Source organism: Mitsuokella multacida DSM 20544 (assembly GCF_000155955.1).
Lineage (GTDB): Bacteria > Bacillota > Negativicutes > Selenomonadales > Selenomonadaceae > Mitsuokella > Mitsuokella multacida.
On record NZ_GG697141.2, the window covers coordinates 1,314,274 to 1,333,598 of the forward strand.

The window sequence follows — 19,325 nt, forward strand, 5'->3', positions numbered from 1 at the left end:
CAACATTATCCTCTATCGGGCTGTTTTTTTCAAGAGGATTTTCGCGCTGCTTCCTTGCAAGCGCGTGGGCTCTGTGATATAATAGACCGGTAATGGACGTAGTGACGTCTGTTTCCAAGCCAAAATTGACTGGCTTTCCCCCGAAGAAGGGGAGCTAGGTCTAAACCAAGCTCGCGCATAGTGAGCTTGTATCCATTCCCAGTTCCTGGGGGGAAAGTGAGGTGTATAGATATGAAGCAGGGTATTCATCCGAAGTACTATGAAGCTACGGTAGTTTGCGGTTGCGGTAACACGTTCAAGACGGGTTCCACGAAGCCGGAGCTTCGCGTCGATGTCTGCTCCAAGTGCCATCCGTTCTTCACGGGTCGTCAGCGTGACGTACAGGCAGGCGGCCGCATCGAGAAGTTCAACAAGCGCTACGGCAAGAAATAAGATGCAGCATGATGAAGCAGAGCAGAGCAATCTCGCTCTGCTGTTTTTGTATCTGAAGGGTTCCAGACAAAATACAGCAGGCTGCCGTAGATTATACGGTAGAAGCGAATTCTTGTTTTACATAAATAGGAGGTCCCAAATTATGGGCAATCATCTAATGGTAGGCGGCCAGGCGGTCATCGAGGGCGTCATGATGCGCGGGCCGAAGCTCACGGCGACGGCGGTGCGCGACCCGAACGGGAAGATCCAGGTCGAGACGAAGGACGTCCACTCCATCTCGGACCGCTATCCCATCCTCAAGAAGCCGATGCTGCGCGGCACGGTCTCTCTCGTAGAGTCGCTCGTCATCGGCATCCGCTCGCTCTCGTATTCGGCCAAGATGGCCGGCGAGGAGGACGAGCAGCTCTCCGACAAGGAGATGGCGGGCACGATCCTCTTCGCGCTCGTGCTCGCGAGCATCCTCTTCATTGCGATCCCGACGGGCGCGGCGCGCCTCTTCCACGTCATCACGGAGGACCCGTTCTTCCTCAATCTCATGGAGGGCTTCCTGCGCCTCGCGATCTTCCTCGGCTACATCTGGGGCATCTCGCGCATGAAGGACATCCGCCGCGTCTTCCAGTACCACGGGGCGGAGCACAAGACGATCCACTGCTATGAGGCGGGGCTGCCGCTGACGGTCGAGAACGTGCAGAAGTTCTCGCGGCTCCATCCGCGCTGCGGCACGAACTTCCTGCTGATCGTCATGCTCGTCTCGATCTTCGTCTTCGCGTTCCTCGGCTGGCCGAGCCTCGCGGAGCGCATCGCCTCGCGTATCCTGCTGCTGCCGGTCGTCGCGGGCATCTCGTATGAGATCATCCGCCTCGCGGGCCGCAGTGAGAATCCCATCATCCAGACGGCCATCAAGCCGGGCCTCTGGCTGCAGTACCTGACGACGCGCCCGCCGAAGGACGACATGGTGGCCGTGGCCATCGAGTCGCTCAAGGCCGTGCTGCCAGAAGAGGAAATCATCGAGGGGACAGTCGACTACCGCCATGCAGAGGGGCCTCTGCCGAAGCCAATCGAGATGGTTCCCTGAGTCATATGATTACAGTTGAGAGGTGAAATCTGTGCTGGAGAAGCTCCAAGCCGTCGAAGATAAATACCGGGAGCTCGAGTCGCTGATCAGCGACCCCGAGACCATGGCGGACATGGCGAAGTGGCAGGCGTACACAAAGGAACACGCCGCGCTGACGCCAATCATCACGAAATTCCGGCGCTATAAAGAGGTCCTCAAGGGCATCGAGGAGGCCAAGTCGATGCTCGGCGAAGCGCTCGACCACGAGATGCACGCGTTCGTCGAGTCGGAGCTCGCGGACCTCATGGAGCAGAAGGAGGCGCTCGACAAAGAGCTGCCGATTCTGCTGCTGCCGAAGGACCCGAATGACGAGAAGAACGTCATCGTCGAAATCCGCGGCGGTGTCGGCGGCGAGGAGGCCGCGCTGTTTGCGGGCGACCTCTTCCGCATGTACTCGCGCTACGCCGAGAAGAAGGGCTGGAAGGTTGAGCTCATGGACGCGAATGCGACGGAAATCGGCGGCTTCAAGGAAGTCACCTTCATGGTCACGGGCTACGGCGCCTACTCGTACCTCAAGTACGAGAGCGGCACGCATCGCGTCCAGCGCGTGCCCGTGACGGAGTCGGGCGGTCGCATCCACACGTCGGCGGCGACGGTCGCCGTGCTGCCGGAGGCGGAGGACGTCGATGTCGCGATCAATCCGGCAGACTTGCGCATCGACACGTACTGCGCGTCGGGCGCGGGCGGCCAGTACGTCAACCGCACGGAGACGGCCATCCGCATCACGCATCTGCCGACGGGCATCGTCGTGCAGTGCCAGGATGAGAAGTCGCAGCTCAAGAACAAGGAGAAGGCCATGAAGGTCCTGCGCGCGCGCATCCTCGACAAGGCGCGCCAGGAGCAGGAGGCAGCCGTCGCGGCGGACCGCCGGAGCCAGGTCGGCTCGGGCGACCGCAGCGAGCGCATCCGCACCTACAATTTCCCGCAGGGCCGCGTGACGGACCACCGCATCGGCCTGACGCTGCACAAGATCGACGCCATCCTCGACGGCGACCTCGATGAATTGCTCGCCGCACTCATCACGGCGGATCAGGCAGAACGATTGAAGAAGGTGAACGCAGAGTGAACGACAAGATCTGGACCATCGGCCGCATCCTGAAGTGGACGGAGCAGTACTTCAAGGACAAGGGCATCGAATCGCCGCGCCTCGACGCGGAAGTGCTGCTCGCGCACGTGCTCGAGAAGCAGCGCATCTATCTCTACGTGCACTTCGACGAGCCGCTGCAGCCCGGGGAGCTCGCCGCTTACCGCGAGATGATCAAAAAGCGCGTCCTGCGCGTGCCCGTCGCGCAGATCCTCGGCGAGAAGGAGTTCATGGGGCTGACTTTCAAGGTCACTGCTGACACTCTCGTGCCGCGCCCCGACACCGAGATCCTCGTGCAGGCCGCCGTCGACCGCCTGAGGGCGATGGCGGGCGAGGAGCCGCTGCGCTTTGCTGACATCGGCACAGGCTCGGGGGCCATCTGCCTCTCGGTGCTGCACTATCTGTCAGGTACCGTGGCCGACACGGTCGACATCTCGCCGGCGGCGCGCGCCGTCGCGGAGGAGAATGCCGCAAGCCTCGGCCTCGCGGATCGCATCACGTTCCATACGGGCGACCTCCTGCAGCCGCTCAGTGGCATATCATTTGCCGCCATCCTGTCGAACCCGCCCTACATCCCCGAGGCCGACATCGCAAAGCTCGCACCGGAAGTGCGCCTCAAGGAGCCGCACACCGCGCTCTCTGGCGGCCAAGACGGCCTCGACTTCTACCGCCGCCTCGCCAACGAAGCCCCTGCCATGCTCGTGCCCGGCGGCTTCACCGCCTTCGAAGTCGGTATCCATCAGGCGGGTGATGTCGCCGATCTGCTCAAAGCCAACCCCCTGATCGACCGCACCGAGATCCTGCCCGACTACGCCGGCATCGACCGCGTCGTCGTGGGCTGGCGGAAAAACTGAGCTTGAGATGTTGAGATAGAGAGGTAATGATACATGCAGACAGAGATTATCACGATAACCGATGTGAAGGCGCAGCGGGAGGAGCTCGCGCGCGCGGGGAAGGTCTTGCGCGGCGGGGGACTCGTGGCGTTCCCGACGGAGACGGTCTATGGGCTCGGGGCGAACGGGCTCGATGCGGCGGCATGTGCGCGCATCTATGAGGCGAAAGGACGTCCGTCGGACAACCCGCTGATCCTGCATGTCTCGGATCGCGCGATGGTCGAGATGATCGCGGCAGAGGTCACGCCGATGGCGGAGAAACTGCTCGCGGCCTTTATGCCGGGGCCGATTACGCTCATCCTGCGCCGCAAGGCCATTGTGCCGGACCGCATCACGGGCGGTCTCGACACGGTCGGCATCCGCATGCCGGAGCATCCGGTGGCCCGCGCGATGATCCGCGCGGCCGGCGTGCCGATCGCCGCTCCCTCGGCCAACATCTCCGGCCGCCCGAGCCCGACGACGGCGGCCTCCGTGCTGCGCGACATGGACGGACGCATCCCGCTGATCCTCGACGGCGGCCCGTGCCACTTCGGCGTTGAGTCGACGATCGTCGACTGCACGGGCCCCGTGGCCGTCATCCTGCGCCCCGGCGCCATCACGCGCGAGATGCTCACGGAGGTCCTCGGCGGCTGCAAGCTCGACCCCGCGCTCGTCGGTGCCGACACCGTGCCGCGCGCGCCGGGCATGAAGTACAAGCACTACGCGCCGAAAGCCCCCTTGACGCTGCTCGAGGGCGACGCCGCGAAGATGGCCGCCGCCTTCCGCCGTCAGGTCCGCCGCCTGCAGGGTGAGGGCCACACGGTCGGCGTGCTCGCGAGCCATGAGGTCTGCGAATCCCTGCAAGACCTCGTGCCCGAGGAACTCCTCAAGGACTACGGCCCGCAGGGCGACCTCTTGGCGATTGCCGCGCACATCTACGAGGAGCTCATCGCCTTCAACGACACGCAGGCCGACGTGCTGCTCGGCGAGGGTACGACGGAGAAAGGTCTCGGCCTCGCCATCATGAACCGCCTGCACAAGGCCAGCGCGTTCCACAGCCTCAAGATCTCCTGACAAAAGAAAAATCCCTGTCTGAGACAGATGTTTCAGACAGGGATTCTTTATGTTGTATACGCGAAGAGGGACTGCAAACCTTGCGCAGCAATCCCTCTTCAAAGCAGGGGTCCAGGGTGCCGTTCGCTTTAAATGCCTAAAACCTGCGGCTAGCAGGTGGGTGCCTTAAGTCCGGTTTCTGCAGTCGCCGAGGCGGGCATCTGCCGGAATCAAATCAAGCTCCCTAGGAAAAATGTAGGTTAGACACTTCTAAAGCTCACGCACATCCCAGGCTTGTCCTTCTTTACGTGTATCATAGCATAAAAAAAATAGAGGTGCAAGTCTTGACAAATCAATAAAGAAGGCAGGTTGTAGAAAAGATAGAAATCCCTTATAATGAAGAAATGGGGACTCAGCGATCTCCAGCAAAAAAAGAGATAAGACCCGCATTTTGCGGGAGAGACATCACATAAAAGGGGAAAAAAGAATGGCAATTACCTACAGCGTAGCAATCAGTTACAAGAACGACCTCGGCTGGATCGATTACGACGAGACTGCTAAAAAGGCCACCGTTCATCTGGCCAACGAAGAGGGCAAGAAGAAAGTCGAAGATTACCTCGGCAAGACGCACGAGATCAACATCCCGCACGAGACGCTCATGGACTTCACGCACGAGAAGATCGACCCGCTGGCCGACCTCAAGAGCCTGCAGACGGCCCTGACGCGCCTCTGGGGTGCCACGAACGTCAGCGTCGACTGGAGCCGTCCGGTCGACTACGTGAAACAGCATCCACATTACTGAGAAATGAACGAAGCCGCCAACTGGAATGAGCTGGCGGCTTTCTTGTACTGCTTTTTAAACGCTGTTTAACGCGTGTTTATCTAGCCTCCCTATACTCGAAGACAAAGATTTGTTCTGCATGAAATCATGAGAGTCTGAAGTCATACGAGACGTACGAGTTAGGGAGGAATACGATGGAACGCAAGGACCTGCTGTATCTGGGCGCGTTTGCTCTATTGCTGTTCTTGTTCGGCAGCTGGCTGATGCCGGTGACAGACCCGGTGGAGTCGAATTATGTGGAGACGGCCAAGGAGATGATCGCGGCGGGGGATTACCTGTCGCCGCGCATCTTCGGGAATTACTGGTACGATAAGCCCATCCTGTTTTACTGGGAGCTCATCGCGGCGTTCCAGCTCTTCGGCATGTCGGACTTCGCCGCGCGCTTTTTCCCGGCACTGTTCGCGGTGGCGGGCGTACTCATGACGTACGGCTTCGGCACGAAGCTCTACGGCCGCCGCGCGGGCATCTTCTCGGCGGTGATCCTCGCGCTCTCCGTCGAGTACTGGTACCTCGCGCATGCGATCATCACGGACATGACGCTCTGGGTGACGGTCAGCCTGACGCTCATGAGCTTCTATCAGGGCTATGAGACGGGCAAGGGCCGCTACTACTACCTGGCCTTTGCGGCGGCTGCCGTCGCTGTGCTGACGAAGGGCCCGATTGGCCTTGCGCTGCCGGGCCTCGTCATCCTCGTCTTCCTCGCCTGGCAGCACTGCCTCGGCATGCTGCTGAGCCGCCATATGGCCGGCGGCCTCATCTTATTCCTCATCATCACGGGAATCTGGTATCTGCCGATGTACCTGTTGCACGGCGGCGACTTCATCGACACGTTCCTCGGCGTGCACAACGCCCTGCGCGCGACGGTGGCGGAGCATCCGCGCAACAGCGTCTGGTACTACTACCTGCTCGTCTTCCTCGCGGGCTTCTTCCCATGGTCGCTTGTCGCGGTGCCGGCCTTCTGCAAGCGCCTCGTGCGCCGCGAACTCTGCTGGCCGGTCGAGGAGAAGGAGCGCTTCCTCATTGTCTGGGCCCTCGCGGTATTCGTCGCGTTTGAGTGCATGGCATCGAAGTACATGACCTACACGTTCCCGTACATGATGCCGCTGGCCGTCCTGATGGGCCGGTACTTTGCGGAGCACGCAAAACTCTTCGCGCGCATGGCCGCGGGCATGGCGCTCGTCTACTTTGCGCTGCTTGTGGCGATCCTTCCCGTCGTCATGCCGATGGATTCCGGCAGGGATACGGCAGCTGCTCTGAAGCGGATGGCGACGCCGCAGACGGAGGTGCTGACATACGGCGTGCGCTATCCCGTGTCAATCGCCTATTACAGCGGCCTTGTGCCGAAGCGCCTTGTCCCGACGGAAGAGGATATCGAGAAAGCGAGACCGCAGAAGATGAGCTGGACGGCAACGAATATCATGCCGTTCGCCTCAATCGAGAAGCTGGACCTCAGCCGTGCGACGATCATCCTCACGGACTTCGACAACCGCGATAAACTTGGCAAGGATGTGCCGGGCTTCTGGCAGGAGGTCGCCGAGACGGATGCCTACTGCATCTATCAGCTCATGCCGGGCCGCGAGGACGGCCGCGAGGACATGGTGACGGGCCGCACGGGTGCGAAGTCGGACGTCCTCAGGGACTGGCCCAAAGTGCTCTTAGAGCGCTGGTCGGGCGCACGGGAATAAGTGGCGAACGCAGTTGAGCAGCGCCGGACGGGTGAGAAAGGAGAATGCGATATGAAAATCCAGGATCTGTCGGTCCGCCATCGCCTAATCCTCAACAACATCATCATGGTGTTTGTGCCGGTGCTGCTGCTCATCATCATCGGCAGTACGGTCTTTTACGGCCTGCGCGCGACGGGCAACTTCCGCGAGCGCGAGATTGAACTGCTCTGGCCGGAAGCGGGGAACAGTGCGCCAATCCTCATGGGGCTCAGCCACATCTTCACGAATGTCGATGGCGGCGAGCGCGAGAGCCTTGGGCGCCACGTCGAGTCGATGGAGGCCGCAGGCATCGAGGTGGCTGTCGTCCGCGACGGCGTGGTCGTCTACGAGACGGTGCCCGGACAGGCGCGAGAGCTCATCGACACGTCGTACGAGCTGGCCTCGGGTGAGGGCAATGTCCTGCGCTGGGATGATGCGGGCCTCGTCTACCGTTACGTCTCCAAGGACAAGAAGTCCATCGGCGTCGCGATCGGGACAGTGCCGTTCTTGATTGGCCGGGGCTTCTTCCCGCCACACATGGGGCTCGTCTGGAGCCTCATCGCCATCGGCGTCTTCCTGCTCGCGGCGGCCGTCATCGTCTTCATTGGCCTCCTGCTCGTGCGCCGCATGACACGCGACATCGTGGCACCGCTCGAGGACCTGCAGCACGCCTCGCGCCGCATCGCGAGTGGCGACTACGATACGCCTGTCGCCAGCTGCAGCACGGATGAGCTCGGCGAGACGGCGGCTGTCTTCGAGGAGATGCGCCGCCAGCTGCAGGCGGGCAGGAAGATGCGCGATGCGTACGAGAAGAACCGGCAGGAGCTCTTCGCGGGCATCGCGCACGACCTCGCGACGCCCTTGACGAAGATCCAGGGCTACACGGGCGGCATCCTCGATGGCATTGCTGCGACGCCGGAGAAGCAGAAGAAATACCTCGAGCTCGTCTATCACACGAGCCAGAGCATGGAACAGATGGTGCACGAGCTCTTCCTGCTGTCGAAGCTCGACCTCGGCAAGGTCGACTTCCAGTGGGAGAACGCCTCACTCGCTCCCCTGCTGCAGCAGTACGTGGATCTGCAGAAGGAGGCTTTGGCGTCACAGGGCTTTTCCTTGCGTTTCGATGACCAGCTGCAGTCAGGCGAGTCATCTGCTGTCGTGCTGGACCGCATCCAGTTCCAGCGGGTACTCGACAACGTCCTTAGCAATGCGTTAAAATATAGGGACAGTGACAATGGCAGCCTGACCGTGCGCCTCGCCGCGAAGGACGGCGGCTACCTCATCGAGTGTGAGGACCGCGGGCGCGGTGTGGCGCAGGAGGACCTCGGCCGCATCTTTGAGTCGTTTTACCGCACGGACAAGGCGCGCGCGGACGTGGCGAAGGGCAGCGGCCTCGGCCTCGCGGTGACGGCGCGAATCATCGAGGCCATGAAGGGCCGCATCTGGGCCCGACCGGCCGTCCCGAAGGGGCTCTGCATCTGCATCTGGCTGCCGACGAAGCAATCGTTTGATGAAAGCATGAAGACGGGAAAGGTGGAGTCCGTATGAAGAAGATACTGATTGTCGAGGATGATCGCGAGATCGCGGAGCTCGAGCGCGATTATCTCGAGGCATCGGACTTCGAGGTCGCCATAGAGGGCGACGGCCGCAAGGGCGTCGAGGCTGCCCTAGCGGGAGGCTTTGACCTCGTCATCCTCGACCTCATGCTGCCCGGCATCGACGGCTTCAACGTCTGCCGCCGCCTGCGCGAGGAGCTCGACATCCCCGTCATCATCGTCTCGGCCCGCCAGACGGACATCGACAAGATACGCGGCTTCGGGCTCGGCGCGGACGACTACATGACGAAGCCGTTCAGCCCGAGCGAGCTCGTGGCCCGCGTCAAGGCGCACATCGCGCGCTACGAGCAGCTGACCAGGAAGGAGCAGCAGTGCGTCGCGCGGCTCTCGTGCGGCAAGCTGGCGCTCGAGGCCAAGTCACACCGCGTCTTCAAGGACGGCGAGGAGATCCACCTGACGAACCGCGAGTTCGAGCTCCTGCGCTTCCTCATGGAGAACCGCGGGCTCGTCTTCAGCCGCGAGACGCTGTTCGAGCGCATCTGGGGGCTCGATGCGATGGGCGACAACGCGACGGTCGCGGTGCACATCAACCGCATCCGCGAGAAGATCGAGACAGACCCCGCACATCCCGCCTACATCGAGACGGTGCGCGGCGCTGGCTACCGCTTCCACCGCGATTGACCCAACAAATAGAAGTACAGAATATCATATGGAAAGAGGACGTTTGCATTGAATATCTTAGTGACGGGTGGCGCCGGCTTCATCGGCTCCCATCTTGTGAGAAAACTGCTGGCCGAGGGCGAGCAGGTGACGGTGCTCGACAATTTCAGTACGGGGTCGCGTGACAATCTGCCGCAGGGCGTCAAGTGCATCGAGATGGATGTCAACGATGCGGCACTCGCCGCTGTCTTTGATGAGGGGCATTTTGATGCGGTCGTGCATCTCGCGGGACAGACGACGGTGCACATCTCGATGGAGTCGCCGGCACTCGACGGCGAGGAGAATGTCATCGGCTCCATCCACGTGCTCGAGCAGGCGCGCCGCACGAAGGTACAGCGCGTCATCTTCGCTTCGACGGCGGCGAGCTACGGCGACGTCGCGGAGGAGAGCCTGCCGATCGTCGAGTCAGAGCCCTTGCACCCGATGTCGTTCTACGGGCTCTCAAAGGTCACGGTCGAGCATTACCTGCGGCTCTACCAGAAGTCGTTTGGCCTCGACTTCGTCATCCTGCGCTTCGCCAATGTCTACGGCGAGCGCCAGGGCAATGGTGGCGAGGGCGGCGTCATCAGCATCTTCGCCGAGCGCCTCGCCGAGGGCAAAGCGCTCGCGATCTATGGCGACGGCGAGCAGACGCGCGACTTCATCTACGCCGGCGACATCGCTGCGGGCATCTACGCGGCGCTTTGCACCGAGCACGTCAACCACGCCTACAACCTCTCGACGCAGACGGAGACGAGCCTCAAGGAGCTCGTCGCCATCCTCGCCGATGTTTCCGGCAAGGCAATCGAGCCGCGCTATTTTGAGGCGCGTTCTGGCGACATCTACAAGTCCATGCTCGCCAATGGCCGCGCGCGCCGCGCACTCGGCTGGGCTCCGGCCGTCTCGCTGCACGAGGGCCTCAGGCGCACTTATGATTATTTCAGAATGCGGGCCGTGCAGGCAAAAGAATGATGAGACACTAAAAGCCCCGGCAGATGCCGGGGCTTTCTTGATGCCATTGATTCTTGGTATGATTCGGTTGAGCGATTGCTGGATGAATGATTAGTGCAATTTGTGACTCGGATGCAATGAGAAGGCAACCTCTTTGACATGCGTGACATGCTGCTCACCGAGCGGCGTGTCGATGATCTCGACCTGGTCCAGCATGTTGCGTACCTGTTCGCGGATGCCAGCGAGATACTGTTCGCGGAGGTTCTGCTGCTCAATGCGCTCATCCTCGCTGAGACCGCTGCTGCGTTTCTTGCGGGAAAGTTCGTTGATGCGTGCAATGAGTTCTTTCGTGATCATATCTTGCTATCCTTCCTTTGCTTCATATGAATCCCTTATCTTCATTATAATGAAAACTAATGGAAATGCAAGCTTTTTTGAACGAGGTGTTGAACAGCCGGCGGTTCATTGACAGCCCTTCTCCCGATTTGCTATACTGGTGCAGTAATCAATATGTAGTGGTTGTAGAGAATTTCTTTTGAAATCATCTACCGTATCTAGTGTTTAGGAGCAAGAGAATGGATTGTACTGTCAAATCGCCGGCCCTGCAGCAGCTGCTGCAGGCATGTCCGGTGCCGGGGCTCGCCGCCTGCCTGTCCAGCGTGGAACGCGACTTCGGTGAGCACGCGGGGGACTTTTCGGCACTCGTGGAGAAATATGAGGTGTTCGTCAAGCCGTCCCTGCAGGCGGCGGAGAAGCTGCAGGCGCTCGTGCGCGCGGCGGTGGAGCTCGCCTCGGCCGAGGCGCCGCACTGGGACAAGATCGCGGCGCGGCTGCGCTATCTCGTTTTTGCGCGCCAGCTGTCAGAGGATGAAGCGAGGCGCGGCATCACGAACTTCGTGGCCAAACTGCGCTATCTGACGGCCAAGGGGCTCTACGGCAGCTACATCCTCGAACACTACACGGAGCGGGAGCTTTCGGCCGCTGCCCGCTTCATGGCAGAGGAGCGCAATCACCTCTACACGTACGCAGGCCTCGACCTCCTGCTCTCGCGCTACGTCATCCACACGCATCACGGCGTGGCGCTCGAGTCGCCGCAGGAGATGTACCTCGGCATCGCCCTGCACCTCGCGATGCTCGAGTTGCCTGCTGTGCGCATGGACTGGGTCCGCCGCTTCTACGACATGCTGAGCCTGCAGCAGGTCACGATGGCGACGCCGACGCTCGCCAATGCCAGGAAGCCCTACCACCAGCTCTCGAGCTGCTTCATCGACACGGTGCCGGACTCGCTCGAGGGCATCTACCGCAGCCTCGACTCGTTTGCCAAGGTCAGCAAGTGGGGCGGCGGCATGGGGCTCTACTTCGGGAAGGTCCGCGCGACGGGCGCGGCCATCCGCGGCTTTGAGGGCGCGGCGGGCGGTGTCATCCGCTGGATCCGCCTCGTCAACGACACGGCCGTGGCCGTCGACCAGCTCGGCGTGCGCCAGGGGGCCTGCGCCGTCTACCTCGACGCTTGGCACAAGGACCTGCCGGAGTTCCTGCAGCTGCGCACGAACAACGGCGATGATCGCATGAAGGCGCACGACATCTTCCCGGCCGTCTGCTATCCGGACCTCTTCTGGAAGCTCGCGAAGGAGGACCTAGACGCGCCGTGGTTCCTCATGGACCCGCACGAGATTGAGATGGTCATGGGCTATGCGCTCGAGGACTTCTGGGGCGAGGAGTGGGAGAAGCGCTACCGCGCCTGCGTCGCGGAGCCGCGCATCGACAAGCGCGTGATCTCCGTCAAGGAAATCGTGCGGCTCATCCTCAAGTCGGTCGTCGAGACGGGCACGCCGTTCGCCTTCTACCGCGACACGGTCAACCGGCTCAACCCGAATCCGCAGGCCGGCATGATCTACTGCTCGAACCTCTGCACGGAGATCGCGCAGAACATGTCGCCCGTCGAGGCGGTCTCTACGGAGATTCGGACGAAGGACGGCGACACGGTCGTGCAGGTCACGACGCGCCCGGGCGACTTCGTCGTCTGCAACCTCGCGAGCCTCAACCTCGGCCGCATTGACGTCACGTCGCATGAGGAGCTGCGCACCGTCGTGCGCACGGCGGTGCGCGCGCTCGACAACGTCATCGACCTCAATGAGGCGCCGCTCGCCTATGCGAAATTGACGAATGCGAAGTACCGCAGCATCGGCCTCGGCGTCTCGGGCTACCACCACATGCTCGCGAAGAACGCCATCCGCTGGGAGAGCGAGGAGCACCTCGCATTCGTCGATGATGTCTTTGCGCGCATCAACTACGCGGCCATCGAGGCGAGCAGCGACCTTGCGGCGGAGAAAGGGACGTACGGCTGCTTTGCGGGCAGCGACTGGCAGACGGGGGCGTACTTCAAGAAGCGCGGCTACATGTCGGAAGCATGGCAAAAGCTCGCGGCAAAGGTCCGTGCGCAGGGCATGCGCAACGCCTACCTGCTCGCCGTAGCGCCGACGAGCTCGACGTCCATCCTCGTCGGCACGACGGCCGGCGTCGACCCCATCATGAAGCGCTTCTTCCTCGAGGAGAAGAAGGGTGCCATCCTGCCGCGCATCGCGCCGGACCTCAGCATGAAGACGTACTGGTACTACAAGAGCGCACACACGGTCGACCAAAACTGGTCGGTGCGCGCGGCCGGCGTGCGCCAGCGCCACATCGACCAGGCGCAGAGCGTCAACCTCTACATCACGAACGACTTCACCTTCCGTCAGGTGCTCGCGCTCTACATCCGGGCCTACGAGGAGGGCGTCAAGACCATCTACTACGTGCGCAGCAAGTCGCTCGAAGTGGAGGAGTGCGAGAGCTGCTCTTCGTGAGCATCTGGCATCCAATCACAGCAAGCAGATAGGCAAACAGAAAGGAAAGGCAAATGGCATCACTCAAGAAGCGCCCGCTCTTCAATCCCGAGGGCGATATCGACGTCACGCAGCGCCGCCTGATTGGCGGCAACACGACGAACATGAACGACTTCAACAACCTCAAGTACACGTGGACCGCGGACTGGTACCGCCAGGCGATGAACAATTTCTGGATACCGGAGGAGATCAACCTCGGGCAGGACGTCAAGGACTACCGGCAGCTGCCAGCGGCAGAGCGCCGTGCCTACGACAAGATCCTCTCGTTCCTCGTCTTCCTCGACTCGGTGCAGAGCGCGAACCTGCCGAACGTCTCGGCCTACATCACAGCCAACGAGGTCGACCTCTGCCTGACGATCCAGTCGTTCCAGGAATGCGTGCACTCGCAGAGCTACAGCTACATGCTCGACACGATCGCAAGCCCCGACGAGCGCCAGGAGATCATCTTCCAGTGGAAGGATGATGAGCACCTGCTCGCGCGCAACACCTTCATCGGCGACCTCTACAACGAGTTCCAGCAGGAGCAGTCGCGCGAGAACTTCCTGCGCGTGCTCATCGCCAACTACATCCTCGAGGGCATCTACTTCTACTCGGGATTCATGTTCTTCTACAACCTCGGCCGCATCGGCCGCATGCCGGGCTCGGTGCAGGAGATCCGCTACATCAACCGCGACGAGAACACGCACCTCTGGCTGTTCCGCAACATCCTGCGCGACCTGCGCGCGGAGGAGCCCGACCTCTTCACGCCGGAGCGCGAGGAGATGATGCGCGAGATGATCCGCGAGGGCGTGCGCCAGGAGATCGCCTGGGGCAAGTACGCAATCGGCAACGAGGTCGAGGGCCTCAACGAGAAGATGATCGAGGACTACGTGCACTACCTCGGCAATGCGCGCGCCGAGAGCATCGGCCTCGGCACGCTCTACGAGGGATTTGAGGAAGAGCCGTCCTCGATGCGCTGGGTCAGCCAGTACGCCAATCCGAACTTCATCAAGACGGACTTCATCGAGGGCCGCAGCACGGCCTATGCCAAGAGCACGGCGCTTGTCGATGATCTCTGAGCGGATAGCAGATGCAGGTAATAAGTGTGATATTTGCACTTGATGTGTGATATTTATCATAACTTATCTGTATCTTTTCCTGTAAGATATTAAATTAGAAATGGAATCGTTTTGGGGATTTCATCGTTCATATTTCATGGAATTGGAATAGGAAGGTGTTTGTATGAGCATTCGCATTGGTATTCTCGGTTATGGCAACCTGGGCCGCGGCGTTGAGTGCGCGGTCGAGGCGAATCCGGACATGGAGCTCGTCGCGGTCTTCACGCGCCGCGACCCCGCCTCCGTCAAGATCTGGTCGCAGGGCGTCCCGGTCGTCAGCGTCAAGGACGTGGCCGACTGGCAGGACAAGATCGACGTCATGATCCTCTGCGGCGGCAGCGCTACAGACCTGCCGAAGCAGACGCCGGAATACGTAAAGTATTTCAATGTCATCGACAGCTTCGACACGCATGCGCGCATCCCGGAGCACTTCGCCGACGTCGACAAGGCGGCGAAGGAGAGCGGCCATCTCGGTATCATCTCGGTCGGCTGGGACCCGGGCCTGTTCTCGCTCGCGCGCGTCTACAGCAACGCGATACTGCCGGACGGCAAGGACTACACGTTCTGGGGCAAGGGCGTCAGCCAGGGCCATAGTGACGCGATCCGCCGCATCAAGGGCGTCAAGGACGCGAAGCAGTACACGGTGCCTGTTGAGAGTGCTCTCGAGGCGGTCCGCTCGGGCTCGAACCCGGAGCTCACGACGCGCGAGAAGCACACGCGCGAATGCTTCGTCGTGCTCGAGGACGGCGCCGATGCCGCCTATGTCGAGAACGCCATCAAGACGATGCCGAACTACTTCGATGAGTACGACACGACGGTACACTTCATCAGCGAGGAAGAGCTCCAGCGCGACCACAGCGGCCTCGCACACGGCGGCTTCGTCATCCGCTCGGGCGCTACGGGCCACGAGAAGGAGCACAAGCACATCATCGAGTTCTCGCTGAAGCTCGACTCGAATCCGGAGTTCACGACGAGCGTGCTCGTCGCCTACGCCCGCGCAGCCTACCGTCTCGCCAAAGAGGGACAGACGGGCTGCCGCACGGTGCTCGACATCGCGCCGGCCTACCTCTGCGCCCAGAGCGGCGAGGAGCTGCGCGCGCATCTGCTCTGATATGCCGACGGCATAACAGCAGACGATGACAACAGACAACAAAAATGACAAGGGCGGCTGCCGATGGGCAGCCGCCTTTTTGTGATGCTATTCATCCTGATAGAGCGCCAGGCTGCTCGCGATGAAGCCCTGCATGGCCTTCGTGCGGTAGCCCTTGCGCTGGACGGCGAGGAAGATCTGGCGCTGGGCGTTGAGGTCGTCGAGCTTGTAGTAGAGGAGCGCCTCGTTGGGCGCGGAGAGGCGCACGAGGGTGTCCGTCAGGAAGGTCGCGCCGAGCCCCTGGCGCGCCATGTGGTAGGCCGTCATGAGCTGGTTGAGGTAGAGGCGCACATGCGGCGTGACCTCGTTGTTCTGGAACAGCTTGCGCGAGCGGCGGTACATGTCGTTGCCCTTGCCGAGCAGCAGGAAGTCGGTATCCGCGAAGGCGGCGAGCGGCACGGCTGGCACGGAGGGGCCGAGGTGGCGGCCCATGAGGATGTCCTGCCGCGTCAGCCGGTAGTCGGGGAAGCGTTCGTTGATGGGAAAGGCTGCCGGCACGGACAGCAGGATGTGGTCCTGATAGAAGGGGACCGTCTCGTAGAGCGAATCGTCGCAGACGCCGCTGTCGACGATGATGTCGAGCTCTTCGGTCGTGAGCTTGTCGAAGAGGTCGGCGGAGTCCGACTCGGTGACGGAGAGCGCGATGTGTGGGTGGCGGCGGCTGAACGCCTCGATCATCGGCGGCAGGAAGCACGAGGCGAAGAAGTTCGTGCCGCCGAGCCGCAGCGTGCCGCTCTCGAGCCCCGCGAGGTCGTCGCAGTAGCTCTTGAGGTCGCGCTTGATGCGGAAGATGCGCTCGGCGGCCTCGATGTAGGCGCGGCCGGCGTCGGTCAGCTGCAGCGGCGTGGTGCTGCGGTCGAAGATCGGCAGGCCGAGCTCGCGCTCGACCTTGCGCACGGAAGCCGAGAGCGCGGGCTGCGAGACGAAGAGCTTGCGGGCGGCGGCGGAGAAGCTCTTCTCCTGCCAGACAGCGTAGACGTAATCCATTCCCTGCATGTGAATCTTTCTCCTTTTATACCATAGATTATTTGGATAGATACTATATATTTATATGTATTTGTTTATAGGCTAGCACAATGCTATGCTGTTAACAAGAAGAAAGTTTCAGGAATTCAGGAATCGAGCGCTGAGGCGCTGCAGCATAGAGGAGTGGTCACGATGAGCAAGATGAAGACGATCGGTATTATTGGCGGTATGGGCCCGATGGCAACGGTGGACCTCATGAAGAAGGTCATCCTCGCGACGGATGCACGCGAGGACCAGGACCACATCCCCATCCTCGTCGACAACAATACGGACATCCCCGACCGCACGGCGGCCATCCTCGGCAAGGGCGAGAGCCCGCTGCCGGAGCTCATGAAGTCGGCGAACCGCCTGACGGATGCCGGCGCGGACTTCCTGATCATGGGCTGCAATACGGCGCATTACTTCCTGCCGCTCATGATGCCGAACCTCCGCATACCGGTCATCAACATGATCGAGGAGACGGCGGCCTTCTGTGCGCGCGAGGGCTACAAGCGCGTCGGCCTGCTCGCCTCGGCAGGCACCTGCAAGTCGGGCATCTACCAGCGCGCACTCGAGCGCGCCGGCGTCGAGGTCGTCCAGCCGCAGGGCGAGGCGGAGGAAGCCATTCACGGCATGATCTACGACGGTGTCAAGGCGGGCAACATGGGCTACGACACGACGGCCGTGCGCGAGGCGCTCGCGCAGATGGCAGCCGAGGGCTGCGAGGCCTTCGTGCTCGGCTGCACGGAAGTGCCGGTGGCCGTCGAGATGTACCATCTCGAGGGCAACTTCATCGATGCGACGGAAGTGCTCGCCGAGGAGGCCGTGCGCCAGGCCGGCGCCAAGGTCATCTCGCATCTGCCGCACAAGACAGCCTGCCGTTGAGAATGACCGTGACAATGCTCCAGCTCAGCTGGGGCATTTTTTGATGGCGGATATTTGTCACGCTTTCAGAAAGCTGATATAATGATATTTTAGATAAGTCATGAAAAGCTGCGCTGGACAATCGTGCTGGCCGCTGGAATCATAATGGAGTGTGAGAACATTGTTGGATATCAAATTTGTGCGCGAACATCTCGACGAGGTCCGTCAGATGCTCAAGAATCGCTGCAACCCGCTGAACCTCGATGATTTTGAAGGTCTCGACAAGAAGCGCCGCGAGCTCCTGCAGGAGTCGGAGGCGCTCAAGAGCCAGCGCAACACGGTCTCGAAGGAGATCAGTGTCATGAAGAAGAACAAGGAAGATGCCGAGGCGAAGATCCTCGAGATGCGCGCCGTCGGTGCCAAGATCTCGGAGCTCGACAAGGAGCTCAAGGATGTCGAGGCCCAGCTCCGCGACATCATGCTCCACATCCCGAACATGCCGCGTGAGGACGTGCCGATTGGCAAGGACGACACGGAGAACCCGGAGGTCCGCAAGTGGGGTGAGCCGACGAAGTTCGACTTCGAGCCGAAGGCGCATTGGGACCTCGGCACGGAGCTCGACATCCTCGACGCTGACCGCGCTGCCAAGGTCACGGGCGCGCGCTTCACGTTCTACAAAGGCCTCGGCGCCCGCCTTGAGCGCGCCTGCATCAACTTCATGATGGACCTGCACGCCAACAAGCACGGCTACACGGAGATGCTCGCACCGTACATCGCCAACAAGGAGAGCATGACGGGCACGGGCCAGCTGCCGAAGTTCGCCGACGACATGTTCAAGCTCGAGGGCCTCGACTACTACCTCGTGCCGACGGCTGAGGTGCCGACGACGAACTACCACCGCGATGAGATCCTCGATGGCAACAAGCTGCCGGAGTACTACAGCTGCTACACGGCGTGCTTCCGCGCCGAGGCCGGCAGCGCTGGCCGCGACACGCGCGGCCTCATTCGCCAGCACCAGTTCAACAAGGTCGAGCTCATCAAATTCGTCAAGCCGGAGACGAGCTGGCACGAGCTCGACACGATGGTCGACGCGGCTGAAGACGTCCTGCGCCTCCTCGAGCTGCCGTACCACGTCGTCAAGCTCTGCACGGGCGACATGAGCTTCACGTCGGCGACGACGTACGACCTCGAGGTCTGGTTCCCCGCACAGAACAAGTACCGCGAGATCTCCTCGTGCTCGAACTGCACGGACTATCAGGCGCGCCGCGCCAACATCAAGTTCCGCCGCGATGCCAAGAGCAAGCCGGAATTCGTCCACACGCTCAACGGCTCGGGCCTCGCAGTCGGCCGCACGGTCGCCGCGATCCTCGAGAATTACCAGCAGGAAGACGGCTCGGTCCGCATCCCGAAGGTCCTCGTACCGTACATGGGCGGCGTCGAAGTCATCAAGAAGCCGGAATAAAAACAAGAAATGCTGCATGCGATTGCATGCAGCATTTTTTTTCAGCGGTATTTCATGGCTTCGGATTTGGCGAGCCGGTCGCAGCGCTCGTTGAGTTCGACGCCGACGTGGCCCTTGACCCAGTGGAAGGTCACGTCGTGGCGGCTGTAGAGTGCGTCGAGCTCCTGCCAGAGGTCCTGGTTGAGCACGGGCTGGCCGTCGGCCTTCTTCCAGCCGCGGCGCTTCCAGCCGCTCATCCACTTCGTGATGCCGTTCTTGAGGTACTGGCTGTCGGTGTAGAGCGCGACTTTGGCCGGATGCTTCGGGAAGCCGAGCGCCGCGATGGCGGCGGAGAGCTCCATGCGGTTGTTCGTCGTCGAGGGGCTGCCCTCGTGGAGCTCTGTAACCACGCCGGTCGCGACCTCGCGGATGACGGCAGCCCAGCCGCCGGGGCCGTCGGGGTTGCGCAGGCAGGAGCCGTCGGTGTAGATGACGAAGTCCTGCGCCTCATCGGGGCGCAGCGGCAGAGCAAGGGCCGCTGCCTTGGGGCGCGGCCGCGCGAGCCTTGCACTCGGCCGCGC

Annotated in this window: 18 protein-coding genes and 1 other RNA gene; 15 read left to right on the plus strand and 4 right to left on the minus strand. The window is 61.5% G+C overall.

Going from position 1 to position 19,325, the window contains the following annotated elements:
• Positions 1–231: 231 nt before the first annotated feature.
• The 5 genes from rpmE to MITSMUL_RS06060 all read left to right on the plus strand — a co-directional run bounded on the left by rpmE (position 232) and on the right by MITSMUL_RS06060 (position 4,576).
• Entirely contained in the window at positions 232–432 is a 201-nt protein-coding gene (gene rpmE / locus MITSMUL_RS06040) for a 50S ribosomal protein L31 (RefSeq protein ID WP_005840912.1), read from the plus strand.
• Between the two features lie 142 nt (positions 433–574).
• Complete coding sequence (locus tag MITSMUL_RS06045; protein ID WP_050751644.1) at positions 575–1,507, plus strand: DUF1385 domain-containing protein; 933 nt, start codon at positions 575–577, stop codon at positions 1,505–1,507.
• A gap of 31 nt (positions 1,508–1,538) precedes the next feature.
• A complete protein-coding gene (gene prfA, locus MITSMUL_RS06050) occupies positions 1,539–2,612 on the plus strand; it encodes a peptide chain release factor 1 (protein WP_040635621.1) in 1,074 nt (357 codons plus the stop codon).
• Positions 2,609–3,484, plus strand: a complete 876-nt coding sequence (gene prmC / locus MITSMUL_RS06055; protein WP_005840916.1) for a peptide chain release factor N(5)-glutamine methyltransferase — start codon at positions 2,609–2,611, stop codon at positions 3,482–3,484. The genes prfA and prmC overlap by 4 nt, the downstream gene beginning before the upstream one ends.
• 33 nt (positions 3,485–3,517) lie before the next feature.
• The gene (locus MITSMUL_RS06060; RefSeq protein WP_005840918.1) at positions 3,518–4,576 is read left to right on the plus strand and encodes an L-threonylcarbamoyladenylate synthase; all 1,059 of its coding nucleotides are present in this window, start codon (positions 3,518–3,520) and stop codon (positions 4,574–4,576) included.
• Between the two features lie 104 nt (positions 4,577–4,680).
• Here MITSMUL_RS06060 and ssrS read toward each other — a convergent pair.
• Positions 4,681–4,853, minus strand: a non-coding RNA gene (ssrS, locus tag MITSMUL_RS12340) — 6S RNA.
• Between the two features lie 189 nt (positions 4,854–5,042).
• Here ssrS and MITSMUL_RS06065 point away from each other — a divergent pair.
• From MITSMUL_RS06065 to MITSMUL_RS06085, 5 genes are all read left to right on the plus strand, one after another.
• Complete coding sequence (locus MITSMUL_RS06065) at positions 5,043–5,357, plus strand: hypothetical protein (RefSeq protein ID WP_005840920.1); 315 nt, start codon at positions 5,043–5,045, stop codon at positions 5,355–5,357.
• A gap of 173 nt (positions 5,358–5,530) precedes the next feature.
• Positions 5,531–7,081, plus strand: coding sequence for an ArnT family glycosyltransferase (locus MITSMUL_RS06070; RefSeq protein WP_005840922.1), 1,551 nt, complete (start codon positions 5,531–5,533; stop codon positions 7,079–7,081).
• Positions 7,082–7,132: 51 nt separating this feature from the next.
• Entirely contained in the window at positions 7,133–8,647 is a 1,515-nt protein-coding gene (locus MITSMUL_RS06075) for a sensor histidine kinase (protein ID WP_050751645.1), read from the plus strand.
• Complete coding sequence (locus tag MITSMUL_RS06080) at positions 8,644–9,336, plus strand: response regulator transcription factor (protein WP_005840926.1); 693 nt, start codon at positions 8,644–8,646, stop codon at positions 9,334–9,336. Before MITSMUL_RS06075 ends, MITSMUL_RS06080 begins: the two co-directional genes overlap by 4 nt.
• Before the next feature lie 48 nt (positions 9,337–9,384).
• A complete protein-coding gene (locus MITSMUL_RS06085) occupies positions 9,385–10,326 on the plus strand; it encodes an NAD-dependent epimerase/dehydratase family protein (RefSeq protein WP_005840928.1) in 942 nt (313 codons plus the stop codon).
• 90 nt (positions 10,327–10,416) lie between these two features.
• Here the strand turns inward: MITSMUL_RS06085 and MITSMUL_RS06090 are convergent, their stop codons facing one another.
• The gene (locus MITSMUL_RS06090) at positions 10,417–10,662 is read right to left on the minus strand and encodes a DUF896 domain-containing protein (protein ID WP_005840929.1); all 246 of its coding nucleotides are present in this window, start codon (positions 10,660–10,662) and stop codon (positions 10,417–10,419) included.
• A gap of 218 nt (positions 10,663–10,880) precedes the next feature.
• Here MITSMUL_RS06090 and MITSMUL_RS06095 point away from each other — a divergent pair, with 218 nt between their 5' ends.
• The 3 genes from MITSMUL_RS06095 to MITSMUL_RS06105 all read left to right on the plus strand — a co-directional run bounded on the left by MITSMUL_RS06095 (position 10,881) and on the right by MITSMUL_RS06105 (position 15,395).
• Entirely contained in the window at positions 10,881–13,148 is a 2,268-nt protein-coding gene (locus MITSMUL_RS06095) for a ribonucleoside-diphosphate reductase subunit alpha (protein ID WP_005840933.1), read from the plus strand.
• Between the two features lie 53 nt (positions 13,149–13,201).
• Positions 13,202–14,245, plus strand: coding sequence for a ribonucleotide-diphosphate reductase subunit beta (locus MITSMUL_RS06100; protein ID WP_005840935.1), 1,044 nt, complete (start codon positions 13,202–13,204; stop codon positions 14,243–14,245).
• Between the two features lie 163 nt (positions 14,246–14,408).
• Complete coding sequence (locus tag MITSMUL_RS06105; RefSeq protein WP_005840937.1) at positions 14,409–15,395, plus strand: diaminopimelate dehydrogenase; 987 nt, start codon at positions 14,409–14,411, stop codon at positions 15,393–15,395.
• A gap of 87 nt (positions 15,396–15,482) precedes the next feature.
• On the opposite strand, the gene MITSMUL_RS06110 is transcribed toward MITSMUL_RS06105, so the two are convergent.
• Positions 15,483–16,430 carry a LysR family transcriptional regulator gene (locus tag MITSMUL_RS06110; RefSeq protein WP_005840939.1) on the minus strand — a complete coding sequence of 316 codons (948 nt, stop codon included), beginning with the start codon at positions 16,428–16,430 and terminating at the stop codon, positions 15,483–15,485.
• 162 nt (positions 16,431–16,592) lie between these two features.
• Here MITSMUL_RS06110 and cuyB point away from each other — a divergent pair, with 162 nt between their 5' ends.
• Positions 16,593–17,324: a cysteate racemase gene (gene cuyB / locus MITSMUL_RS06115; protein ID WP_005840941.1), complete on the plus strand. Its 732-nt coding sequence runs from the start codon at positions 16,593–16,595 to the stop codon at positions 17,322–17,324.
• Between the two features lie 160 nt (positions 17,325–17,484).
• Positions 17,485–18,765: a serine--tRNA ligase gene (serS, locus tag MITSMUL_RS06120; RefSeq protein ID WP_005840943.1), complete on the plus strand. Its 1,281-nt coding sequence runs from the start codon at positions 17,485–17,487 to the stop codon at positions 18,763–18,765.
• Between the two features lie 41 nt (positions 18,766–18,806).
• Here the strand turns inward: serS and rnhA are convergent.
• Positions 18,807–19,325, minus strand: a 519-nt coding sequence (gene rnhA, locus MITSMUL_RS06125; protein ID WP_005840944.1) for a ribonuclease HI, incomplete at its 5' end; no start/stop codon positions are given.

Coding starts and splice junctions, on each gene's coding strand:
- rpmE (WP_005840912.1), top strand. CDS start 232: ATGAAGCAGGGTATTCATCCGAAGTACTATGAAGCTACGGTAGTTTGC.
- MITSMUL_RS06045 (WP_050751644.1), top strand. CDS start 575: ATGGGCAATCATCTAATGGTAGGCGGCCAGGCGGTCATCGAGGGCGTC.
- MITSMUL_RS06060 (WP_005840918.1), top strand. CDS start 3,518: ATGCAGACAGAGATTATCACGATAACCGATGTGAAGGCGCAGCGGGAG.
- MITSMUL_RS06065 (WP_005840920.1), top strand. CDS start 5,043: ATGGCAATTACCTACAGCGTAGCAATCAGTTACAAGAACGACCTCGGC.
- MITSMUL_RS06070 (WP_005840922.1), top strand. CDS start 5,531: ATGGAACGCAAGGACCTGCTGTATCTGGGCGCGTTTGCTCTATTGCTG.
- MITSMUL_RS06075 (WP_050751645.1), top strand. CDS start 7,133: ATGAAAATCCAGGATCTGTCGGTCCGCCATCGCCTAATCCTCAACAAC.
- MITSMUL_RS06080 (WP_005840926.1), top strand. CDS start 8,644: ATGAAGAAGATACTGATTGTCGAGGATGATCGCGAGATCGCGGAGCTC.
- MITSMUL_RS06090 (WP_005840929.1), bottom strand. CDS start 10,662: ATGATCACGAAAGAACTCATTGCACGCATCAACGAACTTTCCCGCAAG.
- MITSMUL_RS06095 (WP_005840933.1), top strand. CDS start 10,881: ATGGATTGTACTGTCAAATCGCCGGCCCTGCAGCAGCTGCTGCAGGCA.
- MITSMUL_RS06100 (WP_005840935.1), top strand. CDS start 13,202: ATGGCATCACTCAAGAAGCGCCCGCTCTTCAATCCCGAGGGCGATATC.
- MITSMUL_RS06105 (WP_005840937.1), top strand. CDS start 14,409: ATGAGCATTCGCATTGGTATTCTCGGTTATGGCAACCTGGGCCGCGGC.
- MITSMUL_RS06110 (WP_005840939.1), bottom strand. CDS start 16,430: ATGCAGGGAATGGATTACGTCTACGCTGTCTGGCAGGAGAAGAGCTTC.
- cuyB (WP_005840941.1), top strand. CDS start 16,593: ATGAGCAAGATGAAGACGATCGGTATTATTGGCGGTATGGGCCCGATG.